This is a genomic window from Streptomyces sp. NPDC041970 (assembly GCF_055588985.1).
Window position 1 is genome coordinate 8,288 of record NZ_JBVJCD010000077.1, and the last position, 16,005, is coordinate 24,292.

Genomic DNA, 16,005 nt, shown 5'->3' on the forward strand with positions numbered 1-16,005 from the left:
CCCTGCGGCGCCGGCGACACGCAAAGGAGAGAACAAACGCGACGGAGGACGACCCCCCCCCCCCCCCCCCCCCCCCCCCCCCCCCCCCGGTCGTGCGTCGGTGCGGGCCGCCGGGCTACAGGTAGGGGCCCGAACGGATCGCGCCGTGCGGGTCCTTGCCGCCCTCGTCGTCGTCCTGCCCCATGCCGGGCGGCAGCGCGCGGCGCATCTGCTCCAACTGGGCGCGGGCTGCCATCTGCTGGGCGAACAGGGCCGTCTGGATTCCGTGGAAGAGCCCTTCCAGCCAGCCCACCAACTGCGCCTGGGCGATCCGCAGCTCGGCCTCGGAGGGCACCGACTCCTCGGTGAACGGCAGCGAGAGCCGCTCCAGCTCCTCCACCAGCTCCGGCGCCAGACCGTCCTCCAGCTCCTTCACCGAGCTGGCGTGGATCTCCTTGAGCCTGACCCGGCTGGCCTCGTCGAGAGGCGCCGCGCGGACCTCCTCCAGGAGCTGCTTGATCATGCTGCCGATGCGCATGACCTTCGCGGGCTGTTCCACCATCTCCGTCACCGGGACCTCGCGCGACTCGTCGGCACCGCCGCCGACAGCCATTCCGTCCTGGCCCACGACCAGGACCTGCGGATGCTCCTGCGACCGGTCATTCCTCGGCATTTCCATGCCGCCATTGTCTCCCACACACGCCGTACACCACGGTGGTGCCCCCGGAAACGGTTGATCCACCGTCTCCGGGGGCGCCGGAACCGCACGGACGCGGCTCGGCCGCACGGACTCAGCCCGCGCGCCGGGCCAGCGGCAGCCGGGAGCGGGTGAGGGCGGCGGCCAGCAGCCCCGCCAGCACCGGCACGACCAGGGCCAGCAGCCCGATCGTCTCCCACGGCATCACGATCGGGGTGTACGCCGACTGCATCGGGTCCGCCCGCATGGTCGCCAGGGCGGCGCGCAGGTCCGTCAGCCGCAGCGCGATCGCGGGCACGATCCCCGCCGCCGTCCCCAGCAGCACCCCGGTCAGGGCGACGACCAGGCACTGGAAGCCCGACAGGGACCGCCGGACGCCCGGCGGCGCGCCCACCGCGCTGAGCGTGGTCAGGTCGGCCTCCGCGTCGGCCTTGGAGAGCCCCGTCGTGATGGCCGCCGCGCCCAGCGTCACCACCCCGGCGAAGAGCGCGAGGAGCAGCAGGACGGTGTCGTCGTCCGACCGGGCCATCGCGTCCGCGGTCATCACGAAGGCCATGCTCCCCGCCTGGGCGATCGCCGCGTCGGTCGCCTGCCGCTCGGCGTCCGTGGGGGCGCGGTCGAGCGTGTAGAGGCTGCCGAAGTCCTCGGAGTGCAGCCCGAGCCGGTCCACGGCCTCCTGCGGCATGATCATCCGGATGCCGGGCGTCGCCGCGAAGCGGTCCGGCGCGACGTGGACCTTCAGCCGTTCCGTGGTGGTGCGCGCCTTGCCGGGGTGGGCGGCGCGGTTCTTCGCGTCCCGGTCGGCGTAGGCGTGGACGGCCTTGAGGGTGACCTCGCCGTCCTTCGCGTACGCCGGGTTCAGCAGGACCGGCGTGCCCGCGGCCAGGGCCTTCGCCGCGGCCGGGTCGTCGAGCTTCACGTACGTGGTGAGCAGGGAGGCGTCCCCGACGACGATCTTGCTGTCGTCGGTGCCGAACAGGGCCATGGTGGTGCTCTCGTCCACACAGGCGGGGGTGTTCATCAGCCGCTTGTGCTCGTCGGCCGAGAGCGACAGGGCGAGCTTCTTGGCGCCCTTGCCCTTCAGCGGACAGGTGTGGCCCTCGCCGGTGGGCTTGACGAAGGCGAGCGAGCCGCAGCCGTGCTCCTCCTGGTCGTACACGGCGCAGTCGCTGCCGGCCCAGACCCGCCCGAGGTCGGCGCGTCGGGCGCCGACCGGGTAGTGCTGTTCCAGGGCGGCGCGCACACGGGGCAGTTTGGCCTCCTCGGCGGTGGTGGAGGCCATCAGCACGGCGGTGCCCGGAGTGAGGCTCGGGATGTGGTCGTACGCCTGCTCCGCCGCGTGGCTGCTGGTGTACGCGGCGATGGCGACGGTGCCCGCGACGGCCGCCATGACGGCGGCGACGGCGGGGGCGGTGCGGCCCCGGTTGCGGGCCGCGTCGCGCAGGGCGATCCGGGGCGTCAGCGGCAGCCGCGGGCCGAGCCGGCCGAGGAAGCCGACGATCACCGGGATGCAGCCGAGGAGGCCCAGTTCGGCGAGGACGGAGCCGCCGGCGACCAGCGCCTGGCTGCCGCCGACTCCGCCGTACACCGCGACGGCGACGCCGACCGCGAGCGCGGCGGCCCCCACCATGGGGAGCACGCGGGAGCCGCGGCGCGTGCCGCGCCGTCCGGTGAGCGACTCCAGGACGGACTGGCGGCTCGCCACGATCGCCGGGACGAGCGCGGCGAGGACGCCGGTGACCAGGCCGAGCAGGGCGATGGCGAGGATCTCGCCGGGCCGCACGGTCAACCCCCCGAAGCGGCTGCCGGTGAAGTCCTCGATCATCGGGCGGAACAGGGCGGTGAGGGCGAATCCGGCGGCGACGCCGACGACGGCCCCGACCCCGCCGAGCACCACGCCGCCCGCGAGCACCACGGCCCTGATCTGGCCGCGGCTGCCGCCGCACGATCCGACCAGGCCCAACTGCCGGCGTGAGCGGCGGGCGCCCACGGCGAACGCCGGGCCGGCCAGCAGCACGATCTCCAGGAGCGCCATGGCGGTCACGGTGACGGCCGCCGCGGTCATCGCCGCGTCGTCCCCCGTCAAGCCGCCCATGCGGGAGGACATCGGGACCTCGGAGTCCGGCGGCGGGTCCAGGGCGACCTGCCGGGACCTGACGACCACGCCCCGTTCGTTGGCGGCCAGGACGTCCCGCCACTCCACGCCCTTGCCGGGCGGGCCCTCGACCAGCCACTGCCGGTCGCCGGCCTGGGGCGGCAGGATCGCGGCGTCCCGCTCGGCGCTCTTCTGCCACGGGGCGATGACCGCACCGTCCACGGCGAACAGGGTCTCCCGGTCCAGTGCGGCGGGCAGCTCCACCACCCCGGTGAGGGTGTACTCCTGCTGCGGACCGCGCACGGTGACGCGGTCGCCGACGGAGAGGCCGGACGCCTCGGCGAACGCCTCGGTGGCCGCGATCTCCTTCCCGGTCCGCGGGAACGCGCCGTCGACCAGTTCGATCCGGCCGCGCAGCATCGGGTCCGCGATGCGCAGCTCGGTGATCTCGGTGTCGGTGATGCCGTGGGCGGTCGTCACGGACGCGGGCACGGACCGCTCGGTGAGGAACCGCGAGCCGTCCGGGAGGACCGCGGGCACGTCGACCGGCTTCGCCTGCGTCTCGGACGTCGGCTCCGGGGCGTCCGGGGGGAGCGCCCAGTTGACGCCATCGGGCATCTGTTCGAGCCGGACCGGTCCCATGCCCGTGGCGGTGTACCGGGCGTCGGCGGAACCCAGGTCCGCCGTCAACTGCTCGGCCGGGGTGGGCAGGGCGCTGCGGTACGTCAGGTCGGCGGCGGTCACCCCGAGCACCGGCAGGGCGATCATGGCGACGACCAGGGTGCTGCGGCCCTTGGACCGCAGGGCGTCGCGCCGGGCGATGCGGAAGGCGGCTCGCCAACCGGTCAGGACGCTCACGTGGCGGCCTCGGTGGTCAGGAGGGAGTCCGCGTGGGCGGCGAGCGTCTGGTCGACCACCGAACCGTCCCGGAGGAAGACGACCCGGTCGGCCCAGGCCGCGTACCGGGCCTCGTGGGTCACCATGACGCCGGCCGCGCCCTGGTCGCAGCGCGTGCGCAGGAGGGCGAGGACGGCCTCGCCGGTCTCGGAGTCGAGCGCGCCGGTCGGTTCGTCGGCGAGGACGAGGCGCCGGTCGCCGACGAGGGCGCGGGCGATGGCGACGCGCTGCTGCTGGCCGCCGGACATCTCGTCGGGGAAGCGGTCGGCGATCTCGGAGAGCTTCATCTCCGCCAGCGCGGCGAGGGCCTCCTTGCGGGCCTTGCGCACGGAGACGCCGTCGAGTTCGCGGGGGAGCGCGATGTTCTCGGCGGCGGTCAGGGCGGGGATGAGGTTGTAGTCCTGGAAGACGTAGCCGACGCTGCGCCGGCGCAGGGCGGCCATGCCCTTGCGGCCGAGGGAGGCGATGTCCTGGCCCTCGATGACCACCTGGCCGCTGGTGGCGGTGTCGAGCCCGCCGGCCAGGGTCAGCAGCGTGGACTTGCCGGAGCCGGAGGGGCCCATCACGGCGACCAGCTCGCCCGCGTGGACGGAGAAGTTCACGCCGCGCAGGGCGTGCACCTGGGCGACGCCGGCGCCGTGGGTGCGGGTCAGGGCCCGCAGTTCGAGTACGGGGTCGCCGGCGGGCGTCCCGGAGGACGGCGGGGCCGGTGTCGGGGTGGACGAGGACATGGTGGGTGTTCCCCCTAGGAGCTGCGGACTGCGGGTCAGAGGTCGGATGCGGGTGTGCGCGGAGCGCCGGGTCTCAGCGCCGGTCGCGGGCGCGCCCGGCGAGGGAGCGGGCCGGGCGGGCGGCCGCCGGGCCGGGCTTGGCCGGGGGCTCGACGGCGGCGGCGTCGGCGAGGCGGACGAGTCGGGACTCGCAGTGGTCCAGCCAGCGGGCCTCGGCCTCCGCCTGGAAGATCAGTTGCTCCACGACGAGGAGCCAGGCGACCTCGTCCCGGTTGGTCGGGGCGTCGGCGAGGGACTGGGCCTTGAGCCGGGTGTAGTCCTGCATCGCCCTGAGCGTGTGGTGGCGCTGGGACTGGATGACGTCCCGGATGTCGACGCCGGGCGCGCCCACGGCCATGGCGAGCTTGATGGCCAGCTCGTCGCGGGGCGGGTTGGTGCGGTCCACCGGGCGCTCGAACCAGGTGCGCAGCTCGGTCCGGCCGTCGTCGGTGATCGCGTAGAGGTCGTGCCCGGCGTCGTCCTCCCCCTCCTGGACGACCAGTCCGTCGCGCTCCAGGCGGCTGAGCGTCGTATAGACCTGGCCGACGTTGAGGGGCCAGGTGGAGCCGGTGCGCGACTCGAACTCGGTACGGAGCTGGGACCCGTATCGGGGGCCCCGCTCCAGCAGGGCCAGCAGGCCGTGGCGAATGGACATACTGAGTATGTATACCGAGTATGTAGGCCCTGGCAAATCCCGGCGGGCGGTCACGGAGGGGCGAGGAGGGCCCCGCGGAGACGTGGGCGAAGGCGCCCGGCGCTCAGCTCGCGCGGCGCAGGCGGAGGGCGAGGAAGCCCAGCCCGAGCCCGATCAGGGCGAGCCCCGAGCCCAGCGAGACCTGCTGCACCTGCCGTACGTCCGGGGCGTCGAGCGCCCGTCCGGCCGGCTGCCGCGGGTCGGTGAACGCGCTGGACGGCGGGGTGGGGACGTGCGGCTCCGCGCTGTCGTCGGCGGTCGGCTCGGGCTCCTCGGCCTCGATCCGGTGGTCGGCGCGCGCCGGGTCGGACGGGGCCGGCGAGCGTCCGGGACGCGCCTTCCCGACCGCGGCCTCGCGTCCGGCCAGCGGCGCGGTCGACCCGGTCACCTCGGGGGAGGCGGAACGGGAGGCGGCGGGCGGGACGGCGTCGGACGGCTCGGCTCCGGAAGCGGCCGGGACCGCCGCGCCGCTCCCGGACAGGGCGTCCGGGGACGGGCTCCCATCCGGCCACGGGACCCCGCCGGGGGGCCGGACGCCGAACGGCGGGGGAGGGGCGGACGCGGCGGGCGGACCCGGCGCGGCCGGGGCGGCGGATGCGTCGGGGGCGGGCGGCGGGGCGTCGGGCTCACCGGCGACCGCTGACGGGCCGTCCGCCGATCCGTGGGCGGGAGGGGCCGCCGGCCCCAGGGCCGCCGCGGCCGCCGCCACCAGAGCGACCGCGCACCTCGACGGCCACGCGGCCGGGAGTCCTGGAGCCATGGGATCAGCGTCACACGGGGCCGCCCGTCCGGCATCCCGGACGCGGAATCCGGAACTCCGGGGGCCGCCTCCGATCTGGAACGGTCCGACCTCGACACGCAACGGTCGCGAAGACGTCAGAGGCGCACGACTCCGCCCAGGATCGTGCACCGCAGACCGGGGGCGCCGAACGGGAGCGCGCACCGGCGCGCAGCTCCGCGCGCACGAACCGCCCGCAGGCGGGCGCGGCGCGGCCGGGCCGGGCCCATCGCGGCCCGGCGCGGGCTCAGGAGGGCTTGCCGGTGGAGACCTTCAGCTCGAAGTGCGCGCCGCGCTCGTCCACGCTCGCCCCGGAGGACGGGAACTGGCCGACGATCTGGCCGTCGGCGTACGTGTTGCCCGGCTCGGCGATCTCCTTGATCGTCCACCCCGCGGCGGCGGCGCACTCCTTCGCCGACTGGATGTCCTTGTAGATGAAGCTCGGCGCCCGGACCTTCTTCGGGTCGTTGGAGTCCTCGGAGGCGTTCGAGCAGTCCGTCGCCTTCATCGTGCGGTTGCGCTCCGGCGGGCGGTAGCCCTCCTCGATCGACTCGCCGGCGCCCGGATCGCCGCCCTTGCCCGCCTCGTTCTCCTTGCCGTTCTGGAGGCTGAGCGCGGTGATCAGGCCCCCCACGGCGAGCAGCGCGACGATGATCGAGCCGACGATGACCGGCATGTTCCGCTTGGAGCCGCCGCTCACGGCGGCGGTGGTCGTCGGGTGCTGCGGGCCGACCGCGTACGGCGGCGGGGTCGGGTGGGCCAACGGCCCCGGAGCCGGGTAGCCCTGGGTCCCCTGCGGGTAGCCGTAGCTCGGCGCGGGCGCCGGGGTCGGCGCGCCGTAGGGGCCCGGCTGGTGCGGGTGCGGCTGGTACGGCGTCTGGAGGCCCTGGGGCGCGGGGGCGGTCTGGTCGACCGGCGGGAACACCGCCGAGCCCACGCCCGACCCGCTGCTGGGGGCCGCGCCGCCGGCCACGATCACCGGAGCGCCGGTCTGTCCGCCGGAGGCGTTCAGCACGCGGGTGATCTCGTCGCTCATCGCGGCGGCGCTGGGGAAGCGCTCGTTCGGGTTCTTCTTGAGCGCGCGGGCGACGAGGGCGTCCATCGCCGGGGTGATCGACCGGTTGACGCTGGAGGGCGCGACCGGCTCCTCCTGCACATGCGCGTACGCGATGGCGAGCGGCGAGTCCGCGTCGAACGGGATGCGGCCGGTGAGCAACTGGAAGAGCATGATGCCGACCGAGTACAGGTCGGACCGGGCGTCGACGCCGCGGCCCAGCGCCTGCTCGGGGGAGAGGTACTGCGGGGTGCCGACGACCATGCCGGTCTGCGTCATCGAGGTGACGCCGGACTGCATGGCGCGGGCGATGCCGAAGTCCATGACCTTCACGACGCCGCGCTTGGTCATCATCACGTTGCCGGGCTTGATGTCCCGGTGGACCAGGCCCATCTCGTGGCTGGTCTCCAGCGCGGCGAGCACGTCCGCCGTCACCTTGAGGGCCTTGTCGGCCGGCATCGCCCCGTGCCGCTGGATGTCGGCGGCCAGCACCGAGCCGAGCGGCTGCCCCTCGACGTACTCCATGACGATGTACGGCATCAGCGCGCCGCCGAGCTCGTCCTCGCCGGTGTCGAAGACGGAGACGATGTTGGTGTGCTGGAGCTTGGCGACGGCCTGGGCCTCGCGGCGGAAGCGCTCGCGGAAGGACTGCTCGCGGCCCAGCTCGGTGTGGAGGGTCTTGATCGCGACCTGCCGGTCCAGGGCGGAGTCGTAGGCCAGGTAGACGGAGGCCATCCCGCCCTCGCCGAGCAGGTCGCGCAGTTGGTAGCGGCCGCCCGCGACCGACCCGCCCGCGTAGCGGCCTCGTGCGCCGTCGTGGCTCATGACTTGCATCCCCCTCGGCGGCGCGCACGGCCCGCGCTGTTCCCTGTGACGCGCCAAGTCTGCCCGAGGGGTCCGACACGTCAAGCCGGGTGCCCGTTCCGTGACCCTACGCACAAGAAGCGTCTCGGAAGCGTTACAGGAAACGCATCAAAAGGAGGTGTAAGACGCGCGGAGCGGTCGGATGATCGGTCCGGGGCGGAACCGGGGTGTCCTGCGGAGGCTGTAGCGTGACGTGTCAATGCAGCAAGGAACCGTGAGCACCCGCGGACGCGCGGACAGATACGACGGCGAGGACTGATGGCACCCGATTCCGAAGCAAACGGCGGCGGAGTTTCGGATGGCACCGACTCCTGGGGCGTCGGCGGCGTCGTCGGTGACGGACGTTACCGGATGACCTACCGGCTCGGTCGGGGCGGCATGGCGGAGGTCTACGCGGCGGAGGACGTCCGGCTCGGACGGACGGTCGCGGTGAAGCTGCTCCGCTCCGACCTGGCCGAGGACCCGGTCTCCAAGGCCCGTTTCACCCGCGAGGCGCAGTCGGTCGCGGGCCTCAACCACCACGCGATCGTCGCCGTGTACGACTCCGGCGAGGACGTCGTGGGCGGTCGGACCGTCCCGTACATCGTGATGGAGCTGGTCGAGGGGCGCACCATCCGCGACCTGCTCCTGACCGCCGAGGCCCCGCCGCCCGAGCAGGCGCTGATCATCGTGTCGGGGGTCCTGGAAGCGCTCGCCTACTCCCACCAGCACGGCATCGTGCACCGCGACATCAAGCCCGCGAACGTGATCATCACGGACTCGGGCGCGGTCAAGGTGATGGACTTCGGCATCGCCCGCGCGCTGCACGGCGCGCAGTCGACGATGACCCAGACCGGCATGGTCATGGGCACGCCGCAGTACCTCTCCCCCGAGCAGGCGCTCGGCAAGGCGGTCGACCACCGGTCCGACCTGTACGCCACCGGCTGCCTGCTCTACGAGCTGCTCGCGCTGCGGCCCCCGTTCACCGGCGAGACCCCGCTCTCCGTGGTCTACCAGCACGTCCAGGACATCCCCGTGCCGCCGTCCGAGGTCTCGGGCGCGGTGCCGCCGGAGCTGAACGGCATGGTGATGCGCTCGCTGGCGAAGGACCCGGACGACCGGTTCCAGAGCGCCGAGGAGATGCGCGGCCTCGTCCAGTACAGCCTCCAGATGCTCCAGGCGCAGGGCGGCCACACCGGCACGTGGAACACCGGCCCGGTCGCCCTGAACGAGGGCGGCCACACCCCGCCGCACGGCATGACGGGCTCCACCCGCGCGATGGGCCACCCGGTGCACGGGGACACCTCGCAGGGCCCGATCCTGCCGCCGTTCAACCCGGACGACGGCGGGTACGACGGCGGCCGGGAGCGGGCCGGCGGCGGCCGCGGCAAGATGTGGCTCTTCGTCCTGCTCGCGCTGGTCGCCATCGGCGCCGGGGTCGCCTTCGCGCTCAGCGCGAGCGACGGCGACGGCGGGGAGAAGCAGCCCGTCGCGCCGTCCACCTCCGCGACCCCCTCCGAGGAGACGCCCTCGCCGAAGCCGACCGAGGAGGAGAAGTCCGACGAGCCGACGGAGCCGGACACCTCGTCGGGCGGGCGGACCCAGCCGGAGCAGCCGCAGTGGACGCCGGACCCGGTCCCGACCCGGCCCTCGTTCACCCCGTCCCCGGACGCGACGGCGACGGGCCCCGGCACCTCCGACGGCAACGCCAACGACGGCGCCACCGGTGAGCCCACCGAGCAGCCCACCGACACGGTCACCGAGCCCGGCACTCCGGGCGGCGGCGGCGGGGGCGACGACGGCGGGGCCGGCGAGGACGACGGCGGGGCGGGCAGCACGCCCGGCACCGCCGCGGGCAACGCCACCTCGTAGCCGCTCACTCCGTGAAGGCCGCGCCCACCTCCTCGTAGGCGCGCGTCCACCACACCGCCAGGGCCGACACCGCGGGAAACTGCGGGTCGGCCCTGCGGTCGTCCAGGCGGTAGCGCCAGCGCAGTATCCAGAAGTCGTTGAGCCGCTCCCACCACACCCGGTGCACGGCGGCGGCCAGCTCCCCGGCGCCCGCCCCCGTCGTCCGCCGGTACGCGCGGGCGTACGCCCGTACCTTCGCCAGGTCCAGCTCCCCGGTCGGGCGGACGAAGAAGATCGCCGCCGCCCGTACGGCCTCCTCGGCGCGGGGCTGCACGCCCAGCCGGTCCCAGTCCACGATGGCGACCGGGTCGGCGCCCCGGTAGAGCAGGTTCAGCGGGTGGAAGTCCCCGTGGACCCAGCCCGTGACGGGGCCGTGCGGGGTCGGCGGGCGGCGGTGGGCGTGCTGTTCGAGCAGGGCGCGCCGCTCCACGAGCCGGTGCACGGCCAGTTCGTCGAAGGCGTCGCGGGGGCAGCCGCGGTCGTCCTGACCGCGCGCCGCCGCCAACAGGTCGTCGATCAGCGCGAAGGTGTCGGCGGCGTCCGGGCTGCGGTAGCCGGGCCGGGCGGAGCCCTGGGCGCCGCCGGTGCCGCCGCCCGGCGCCATCACCTGCTCCAGCCCCGTGTGCACGGTCCCCAGGAGCCTGCCGAGCCGGCGGGACTGGGCGAGGGTCAGCTCCGCGCCGATCCGGTGCAGACCGTCGACCCAGGGGTGCAGGGCGTAGCAGTTCTCGTCGATCACGGTGACCGTCTCCCCTCGGGCGTCCGCCAGGGGCGGGACGACGGGGACGCCGAGCGACTGCAACCGCTGGGTGGCCCGGTGCTGGCGCACGATCGCGGCGCGTTCGCCGGTGGCGTCGTCCAGGTGCCTCTTGTCGAGGTGGTGCTTGAGGAAGTACGAGCCGCGGGTGGTGGAGACCCGGTAGCCGTGGTTCAGCAGACCCTTGGTGATCGGCTCGCAGGCGAGCGGCTCGCCCGCGTGCGGGTAACGGCGCAGCACCTCGCCGACCGGAGGAACAGGCGGGCGAGTGACATATGAGCGCGGCACTTACCAGATGTTAGGTGACGCTGTGTGGTCGGACCGTCCGAGTTGCGTCATAGTCGAGAGTGTGCTCCGTGACGAAGTGCGGAGCGATCCGGAGGTACGCCGGCGCGTAGGGCTCCCCGTTGACGGTGGCGGGGGCGGTCCCGAAGCGCTCCTCCTCGTCGGGGCGGGGACGCGCGATCTCGGCGGGGCCGGTGAACTGCACGGACCACAGGCCGCAGCCGCGGCCGGCGGCCGCGTCGTTGTAGTTGTCCGCGCCGTACGCCACGACGCTCCCGTCGCACGCCTCGTGGTAGCCGAAGCCGCCGTGCATCCGCAGCAGGATGCGGCCGTCGCTCACGATGTGCCGGGCCACCGCGAGGAACGGCAGCGCCCGGATGCTGGTGGCGAGGCGGCCGTACGCCACGCGGCCCAGCAGTTCGAGCGGCGCGGCGGCGATCCGCCCGGCCGGCTCCGCCGTGCCGCCCGAGGGGGGTGCGTCGAAGGACATGGAACCCACTGTCCCCCGGCGGCGGGAGCGGGGTAAGAGTCGCCTGCCCCGGTCGCTCCGGGACCAAAGTCCCTCGGCGCCCGCCCGCCGCCGCACGGGTTCAGCGCCGTTCGGCCTGGAGCCGGGCGACGTAGGCGGCGGCCTGGGAGCGGCGCTCCATGCCGAGCTTGGACAGCAGGCTGGAGACGTAGTTCTTGATGGTCTTCTCGGCGAGGTGCAGGCGCTCCCCGATGACCCGGTTGGTCAGCCCCTCGCCGATCAGGTCCAGGATGCGGCGCTCCTGCTCGGTGAGGTTGGCCAGCCGGTCGTCGCCCTTGCCGCCGTCGCGCAGCCGCTCCAGCACGCGGGCGGTGGCCTCCGGGTCCAGCAGCGACTTCCCGGCGGCCACGTCCCGTACGGCGTTCAGCAGCTCGCTGCCCCGGATCGCCTTCAGGACGTAACCGGAGGCGCCCGCCATGATCGCGTCGAACAGGGCCTCGTCGTCGGCGTACGAGGTGAGCATCAGGCAGGCGACGCCGTCGTCCTGGGAGCGGACCTCCCGGCAGACCTCCACGCCGCTGCCGTCCGGCAGCCGCACGTCGAGCACCGCGACGTCGGGGCGCGTCGCGGGGATGCGGGCCAGCGCGTCCGCGGCCGTGCCCGCCTCGCCGACCACCTCGATGTCCTCCTCGACGGAGAGGAGGTCGTGGACGCCGCGCCGGACGACCTCGTGGTCGTCGAGCAGAAATACCCGGATTTTTCCATCTTCGCGCACCACCGCAGTCTCACACACTCGCCTCTCCGCCGCTCTTCCCTGCCGGTGATCCGCGGGATAACGTGCCGTTGTTCCGGCGGCCTGCGAGGCTGTTTCCAGTGCTGTGACCAGCGACATTCCGCGGTTTTCTCGATTTACTTGGAAATCCAAGCAAAATCGCAGGTCAGATAGGGTTTCGCAGTTGTGCGAGGCACTGGGTAACGTGCCTGTAACAGGGTGCTCGCCGGGGCACCTGTCACGCCTGTTCCCGGCCGGGCGCACCCACCCCGTGCACGCGTCCGGATTCAGGCGAGCCGCACTGGTTCCCGGCAGACCCCGGGGGCCGGACCGACGGAGGAGCACGCACGTGACCGTGGAGAGCACTGCCGCCGCGCGTAAACCGCGACGCAGCACCAAGCGGACCAGCGCCGCGAAGAAGCCGCAGAGTTCCGGGCCCCAACTCGTCCAGTTGCTGACGCCCGAGGGCGAGCGCGTCGAGCACCCGGACTACGGCATCGACCTGAGCGCGGACGAACTGCGCGGGCTGTACCGGGACATGGTCCTCACCCGCCGCTTCGACGCCGAGGCGACCGCCCTCCAGCGCCAGGGCGAGCTGGGCCTGTGGGCCTCGCTGCTGGGCCAGGAGGCCGCCCAGATCGGCAGCGGCCGGGCGCTGCGCGACGACGACTACGTCTTCCCGACCTACCGCGAGCACGGCGTCGCCTGGTGCCGCGGGGTCGACCCGACCAACCTCCTCGGCATGTTCCGCGGGGTGAACCACGGCGGCTGGGACCCCAACAGCAACAACTTCCACCTGTACACGATCGTCATCGGCTCGCAGACGCTGCACGCCACCGGCTACGCCATGGGCGTCGCCAAGGACGGCGCGGACTCCGCCGTGATCGCGTACTTCGGGGACGGCGCCTCCAGCCAGGGCGACGTCGCCGAGGCGTTCACCTTCTCCGCGGTCTACAACGCCCCGGTCGTGTTCTTCTGCCAGAACAACCAGTGGGCGATCTCCGAGCCCACCGAGCGCCAGACCCGCGTCCCGCTCTACCAGCGGGCCCAGGGCTACGGCTTCCCCGGCGTCCGGGTCGACGGCAACGACGTCCTCGCCTGCCTCGCCGTCACCCGCTCCGCGCTGGAGCGCGCCCGCCGCGGCGAGGGCCCGACCCTGGTCGAGGCGTTCACCTACCGGATGGGGGCGCACACCACCTCCGACGACCCGACGAAGTACCGGGCCGACGAGGAGCGGGAGGCCTGGGAGGCCAAGGACCCGATCCTGCGGCTGCGCACGTACCTGGAGAACGAGGAGCTGGCGGACGCGGCCTTCTTCACCGCGCTGGACGAGGAGAGCGAGTCCCTCGGCAGGCGCGTGCGCGAGGCGGTGCGGGCGATGCCCGACCCGGACCCGATGGCCCTGTTCGAACACGGTTACGCCGACGGCAGCTCCCTCGTCGACGAGGAGCGCGCCCAGTTCGCCGCCTACCAGGCATCGTTCGCAGACTCCGCCGAGGAGGGCAAGTAGCCGTGGCCGTGGAAAAGATGTCCATCGCGAAAGCGCTCAACGAGTCGCTGCGCCTGGCCCTCGACACCGACCCCAAGGTCCTGATCATGGGTGAGGACGTCGGCAAGCTCGGCGGCGTCTTCCGGATCACCGACGGGCTCCAGAAGGACTTCGGCGAGGAGCGGGTGATCGACACCCCGCTCGCCGAGTCCGGCATCGTCGGCACCGCGATCGGCCTGGCCCTGCGCGGCTACCGACCGATCGTCGAGATCCAGTTCGACGGCTTCGTCTTCCCCGCGTACGACCAGATCGTCACGCAGCTCGCGAAGATGCACGCCCGCGCGCTCGGCAAGATCAAGCTGCCGGTCGTCGTGCGCATCCCCTACGGCGGCGGCATCGGCGCGGTCGAGCACCACAGCGAGTCGCCCGAAGCACTCTTCGCGCACGTCGCGGGGTTGAAGGTGGTCTCGCCGTCGAACGCGAGCGACGCCTACTGGATGATGCGGCAGGCCGTCCAGAGCGACGACCCGATCATCTTCTTCGAGCCCAAGCGGCGCTACTGGGACAAGGGCGAGGTCGACACCGAGGCCATTCCCGGCCCGCTGCACCGGGCGGTCACCGTCCGCGAGGGCGCCGACCTCACGCTCGTCGCGTACGGGCCGATGGTGAAGGTCTGCCTGGAGGCGGCGGCGGCCGCGCAGGAGGAGGGCCGGTCGATCGAGGTCCTGGACCTGCGCTCGATGTCCCCGATCGACTTCGACACCGTGCAGAGGTCGGTCGAGAAGACCGGCCGGCTCGTCGTGGTCCACGAGGCGCCCGTCTTCCACGGCTCGGGCGCGGAGATCGCCGCCCGGATCACCGAGCGCTGCTTCTACCACCTGGAGGCGCCGGTGCTCAGGGTCGGCGGCTACCACGTGCCCTACCCCCCGGCCCGGCTGGAGGACGAGTACCTGCCCGGCCTGGACCGCGTGCTCGACGCCGTCGACCGCTCGCTGGCGTACTGAGGAGAGGGGACGTGACGACGATGACCGAGACGTCTGCTCGCTTCCGTGAGTTCAAGATGCCCGACGTGGGCGAGGGGCTGACCGAGGCCGAGATCCTCAAGTGGTTCGTCCAGCCCGGAGACACCGTCACCGACGGACAGGTCGTGTGCGAGGTCGAGACCGCGAAGGCGGCCGTGGAGCTGCCGATCCCGTTCGACGGGGTGGTGCACGAGCTGCGCTTCCCGGAAGGCACGACGGTGGACGTCGGCCAGGTGATCATCACCGTGGACGTGGCGCCGGGCAGCGGGGACGAGCCCGCCGCCGCCCCGGCGGCCGAGCCGGTGGCCGCCGCCGCCCCCGCCGAGGAGCCGAAGGGCCGTACGCCGGTCCTGGTCGGGTACGGGGTCGCCGAGGCGTCCACCAAGCGCCGCCCGCGCAAGGGGGCGGCGCTCCCCGAGGCCGCCGTCGTCGCGGCGGCGGTGCAGGCCGAGCTGAACGGCCGGGCGCCCGCGCCCGAGGCCGACGCACCGGCCCGCCCGCTGGCCAAGCCGCCGGTCCGCAAGCTCGCCAAGGACCTGGGGATCGACCTGGCGACGGTGGTGCCGACCGGCAAGGACGGCGTCATCACCCGCGAGGACGTCCACGCGGCGGCGGCTCCGGCCGCCGAGGCCCCCCCGGCCGCTCCGGCGGCCCCTGTGGAGTCCGGCGAGCCGCAGGGCGCGCCCGACCCGTCCGCCCGTGAGACCCGCATCCCGGTCAAGGGCGTCCGCAGGGCCATCGCGCAGGCGATGGTGGGCAGCGCGTTCACCGCGCCCCACGTCACCGAGTTCGTCACGGTCGACGTGACGCGCACGATGAAGCTCGTCGCCGAGCTGAAGGAGGACAAGGACATGGCGGGGGTGCGGGTCAACCCGCTCCTGATCATCGCCAAGGCCCTCCTCGTCGCGATCAGGCGGAACCCCGAGGTGAACGCGGCCTGGGACGAGGCCAACCAGGAGATCGTGCGCAAGCACTACGTGAACCTGGGCATCGCGGCGGCCACCCCGCGCGGCCTGATCGTGCCGAACATCAAGGACGCGCACGCCAAGACCCTGCCGGAACTCGCCGCGGCCCTGGGCGAGCTGGTCACCACGGCCCGCGAGGGCCGGACCTCCCCGGCGGCGATGGCGGGCGGCACGGTGACCATCACCAACGTCGGCGTCTTCGGCGTCGACACCGGCACGCCGATCCTCAATCCGGGCGAGTCCGCGATCCTGGCGGTCGGGGCGATCAAGCTCCAGCCCTGGGTCCACAAGGGCAAGGTGAAGCCGCGTCAGGTCACCACGCTGGCCCTCTCCTTCGACCACCGCCTGGTCGACGGCGAGCTGGGCTCCAAGGTGCTGGCCGATGTGGCGGCGGTCCTGGAGCAGCCGAAGCGCCTGATCACCTGGGCGTGACGCCCTCCCGGGGGGGGGGGGGGGGGGGGGGGGGGGGGGGGGGGGGGGGGGGGGGGGGGGGGGGGCAGGAGGGGGGGGGGGGGGGGGGGGGCTGCA

The 16,005-nt window shown here is 73.6% G+C and carries 13 protein-coding genes; 4 read left to right on the plus strand and 9 right to left on the minus strand.

The window, feature by feature from the left end:
- Window positions 1-115: 115 nt before the first annotated feature.
- From ACZ6EJ_RS25610 to ACZ6EJ_RS25635, 6 genes are all read right to left on the minus strand, one after another.
- A complete protein-coding gene (locus tag ACZ6EJ_RS25610) occupies window positions 116-658 on the minus strand; it encodes a bacterial proteasome activator family protein (RefSeq protein ID WP_469270329.1) in 543 nt (180 codons plus the stop codon).
- A gap of 112 nt (window positions 659-770) precedes the next feature.
- Entirely contained in the window at window positions 771-3,629 is a 2,859-nt protein-coding gene (locus ACZ6EJ_RS25615; protein WP_469270330.1) for an FtsX-like permease family protein, read from the minus strand.
- On the minus strand, window positions 3,626-4,399 hold the full coding sequence (locus ACZ6EJ_RS25620; protein ID WP_469270332.1) for an ABC transporter ATP-binding protein: 774 nt from the start codon (window positions 4,397-4,399) through the stop codon (window positions 3,626-3,628). Before ACZ6EJ_RS25620 ends, ACZ6EJ_RS25615 begins: the two co-directional genes overlap by 4 nt.
- A 73-nt stretch (window positions 4,400-4,472) precedes the next feature.
- Window positions 4,473-5,093 (minus strand): PadR family transcriptional regulator, encoded by a 621-nt coding sequence (locus tag ACZ6EJ_RS25625; protein WP_469270333.1) that lies wholly within the window; start codon window positions 5,091-5,093, stop codon window positions 4,473-4,475.
- A 103-nt stretch (window positions 5,094-5,196) separates the two neighbouring features.
- On the minus strand, window positions 5,197-5,892 hold the full coding sequence (locus tag ACZ6EJ_RS25630) for a hypothetical protein (protein WP_469270335.1): 696 nt from the start codon (window positions 5,890-5,892) through the stop codon (window positions 5,197-5,199).
- Between the two features lie 265 nt (window positions 5,893-6,157).
- On the minus strand, window positions 6,158-7,789 hold the full coding sequence (locus ACZ6EJ_RS25635) for a protein kinase domain-containing protein (protein WP_469270337.1): 1,632 nt from the start codon (window positions 7,787-7,789) through the stop codon (window positions 6,158-6,160).
- Between the two features lie 297 nt (window positions 7,790-8,086).
- On the opposite strand from ACZ6EJ_RS25635, the gene ACZ6EJ_RS25640 reads away from it, so the two are divergent.
- The gene (locus ACZ6EJ_RS25640) at window positions 8,087-9,679 is read left to right on the plus strand and encodes a protein kinase domain-containing protein (protein ID WP_469270338.1); all 1,593 of its coding nucleotides are present in this window, start codon (window positions 8,087-8,089) and stop codon (window positions 9,677-9,679) included.
- Between the two features lie 4 nt (window positions 9,680-9,683).
- On the opposite strand, the gene ACZ6EJ_RS25645 is transcribed toward ACZ6EJ_RS25640, so the two are convergent.
- The 3 genes from ACZ6EJ_RS25645 to ACZ6EJ_RS25655 form a co-directional block, all read right to left on the minus strand.
- On the minus strand, window positions 9,684-10,715 hold the full coding sequence (locus ACZ6EJ_RS25645; RefSeq protein WP_469270347.1) for a phosphotransferase: 1,032 nt from the start codon (window positions 10,713-10,715) through the stop codon (window positions 9,684-9,686).
- A 58-nt stretch (window positions 10,716-10,773) separates the two neighbouring features.
- The gene (locus ACZ6EJ_RS25650; protein ID WP_469270340.1) at window positions 10,774-11,250 is read right to left on the minus strand and encodes a pyridoxamine 5'-phosphate oxidase family protein; all 477 of its coding nucleotides are present in this window, start codon (window positions 11,248-11,250) and stop codon (window positions 10,774-10,776) included.
- Window positions 11,251-11,350: 100 nt separating this feature from the next.
- Window positions 11,351-12,004, minus strand: coding sequence for a response regulator (locus ACZ6EJ_RS25655; protein WP_469270341.1), 654 nt, complete (start codon window positions 12,002-12,004; stop codon window positions 11,351-11,353).
- 346 nt (window positions 12,005-12,350) lie between these two features.
- Here ACZ6EJ_RS25655 and pdhA point away from each other — a divergent pair, with 346 nt between their 5' ends.
- The 3 genes from pdhA to ACZ6EJ_RS25670 are packed head-to-tail and all read left to right on the plus strand — an operon-like array spanning window position 12,351 to window position 15,909.
- Window positions 12,351-13,511, plus strand: coding sequence for a pyruvate dehydrogenase (acetyl-transferring) E1 component subunit alpha (gene pdhA / locus ACZ6EJ_RS25660; protein ID WP_469270342.1), 1,161 nt, complete (start codon window positions 12,351-12,353; stop codon window positions 13,509-13,511).
- A gap of 2 nt (window positions 13,512-13,513) precedes the next feature.
- Window positions 13,514-14,494: an alpha-ketoacid dehydrogenase subunit beta gene (locus ACZ6EJ_RS25665; RefSeq protein WP_469270344.1), complete on the plus strand. Its 981-nt coding sequence runs from the start codon at window positions 13,514-13,516 to the stop codon at window positions 14,492-14,494.
- An 11-nt stretch (window positions 14,495-14,505) separates the two neighbouring features.
- A complete protein-coding gene (locus tag ACZ6EJ_RS25670; protein ID WP_469270346.1) occupies window positions 14,506-15,909 on the plus strand; it encodes a dihydrolipoamide acetyltransferase family protein in 1,404 nt (467 codons plus the stop codon).
- Window positions 15,910-16,005 lie beyond the last annotated feature (96 nt).

What these genes read in the sequence shown, in the direction of transcription:
- ACZ6EJ_RS25610 (WP_469270329.1), bottom strand. Translation starts at nt 658, where the DNA reads ATGGAAATGCCGAGGAATGACCGGTCGCAGGAGCATCCGCAGGTCCTG.
- ACZ6EJ_RS25620 (WP_469270332.1), bottom strand. Translation starts at nt 4,399, where the DNA reads ATGTCCTCGTCCACCCCGACACCGGCCCCGCCGTCCTCCGGGACGCCC.
- ACZ6EJ_RS25625 (WP_469270333.1), bottom strand. Translation starts at nt 5,093, where the DNA reads ATGTCCATTCGCCACGGCCTGCTGGCCCTGCTGGAGCGGGGCCCCCGA.
- ACZ6EJ_RS25630 (WP_469270335.1), bottom strand. Translation starts at nt 5,892, where the DNA reads ATGGCTCCAGGACTCCCGGCCGCGTGGCCGTCGAGGTGCGCGGTCGCT.
- ACZ6EJ_RS25635 (WP_469270337.1), bottom strand. Translation starts at nt 7,789, where the DNA reads ATGAGCCACGACGGCGCACGAGGCCGCTACGCGGGCGGGTCGGTCGCG.
- ACZ6EJ_RS25640 (WP_469270338.1), top strand. Translation starts at nt 8,087, where the DNA reads ATGGCACCCGATTCCGAAGCAAACGGCGGCGGAGTTTCGGATGGCACC.
- ACZ6EJ_RS25650 (WP_469270340.1), bottom strand. Translation starts at nt 11,250, where the DNA reads ATGTCCTTCGACGCACCCCCCTCGGGCGGCACGGCGGAGCCGGCCGGG.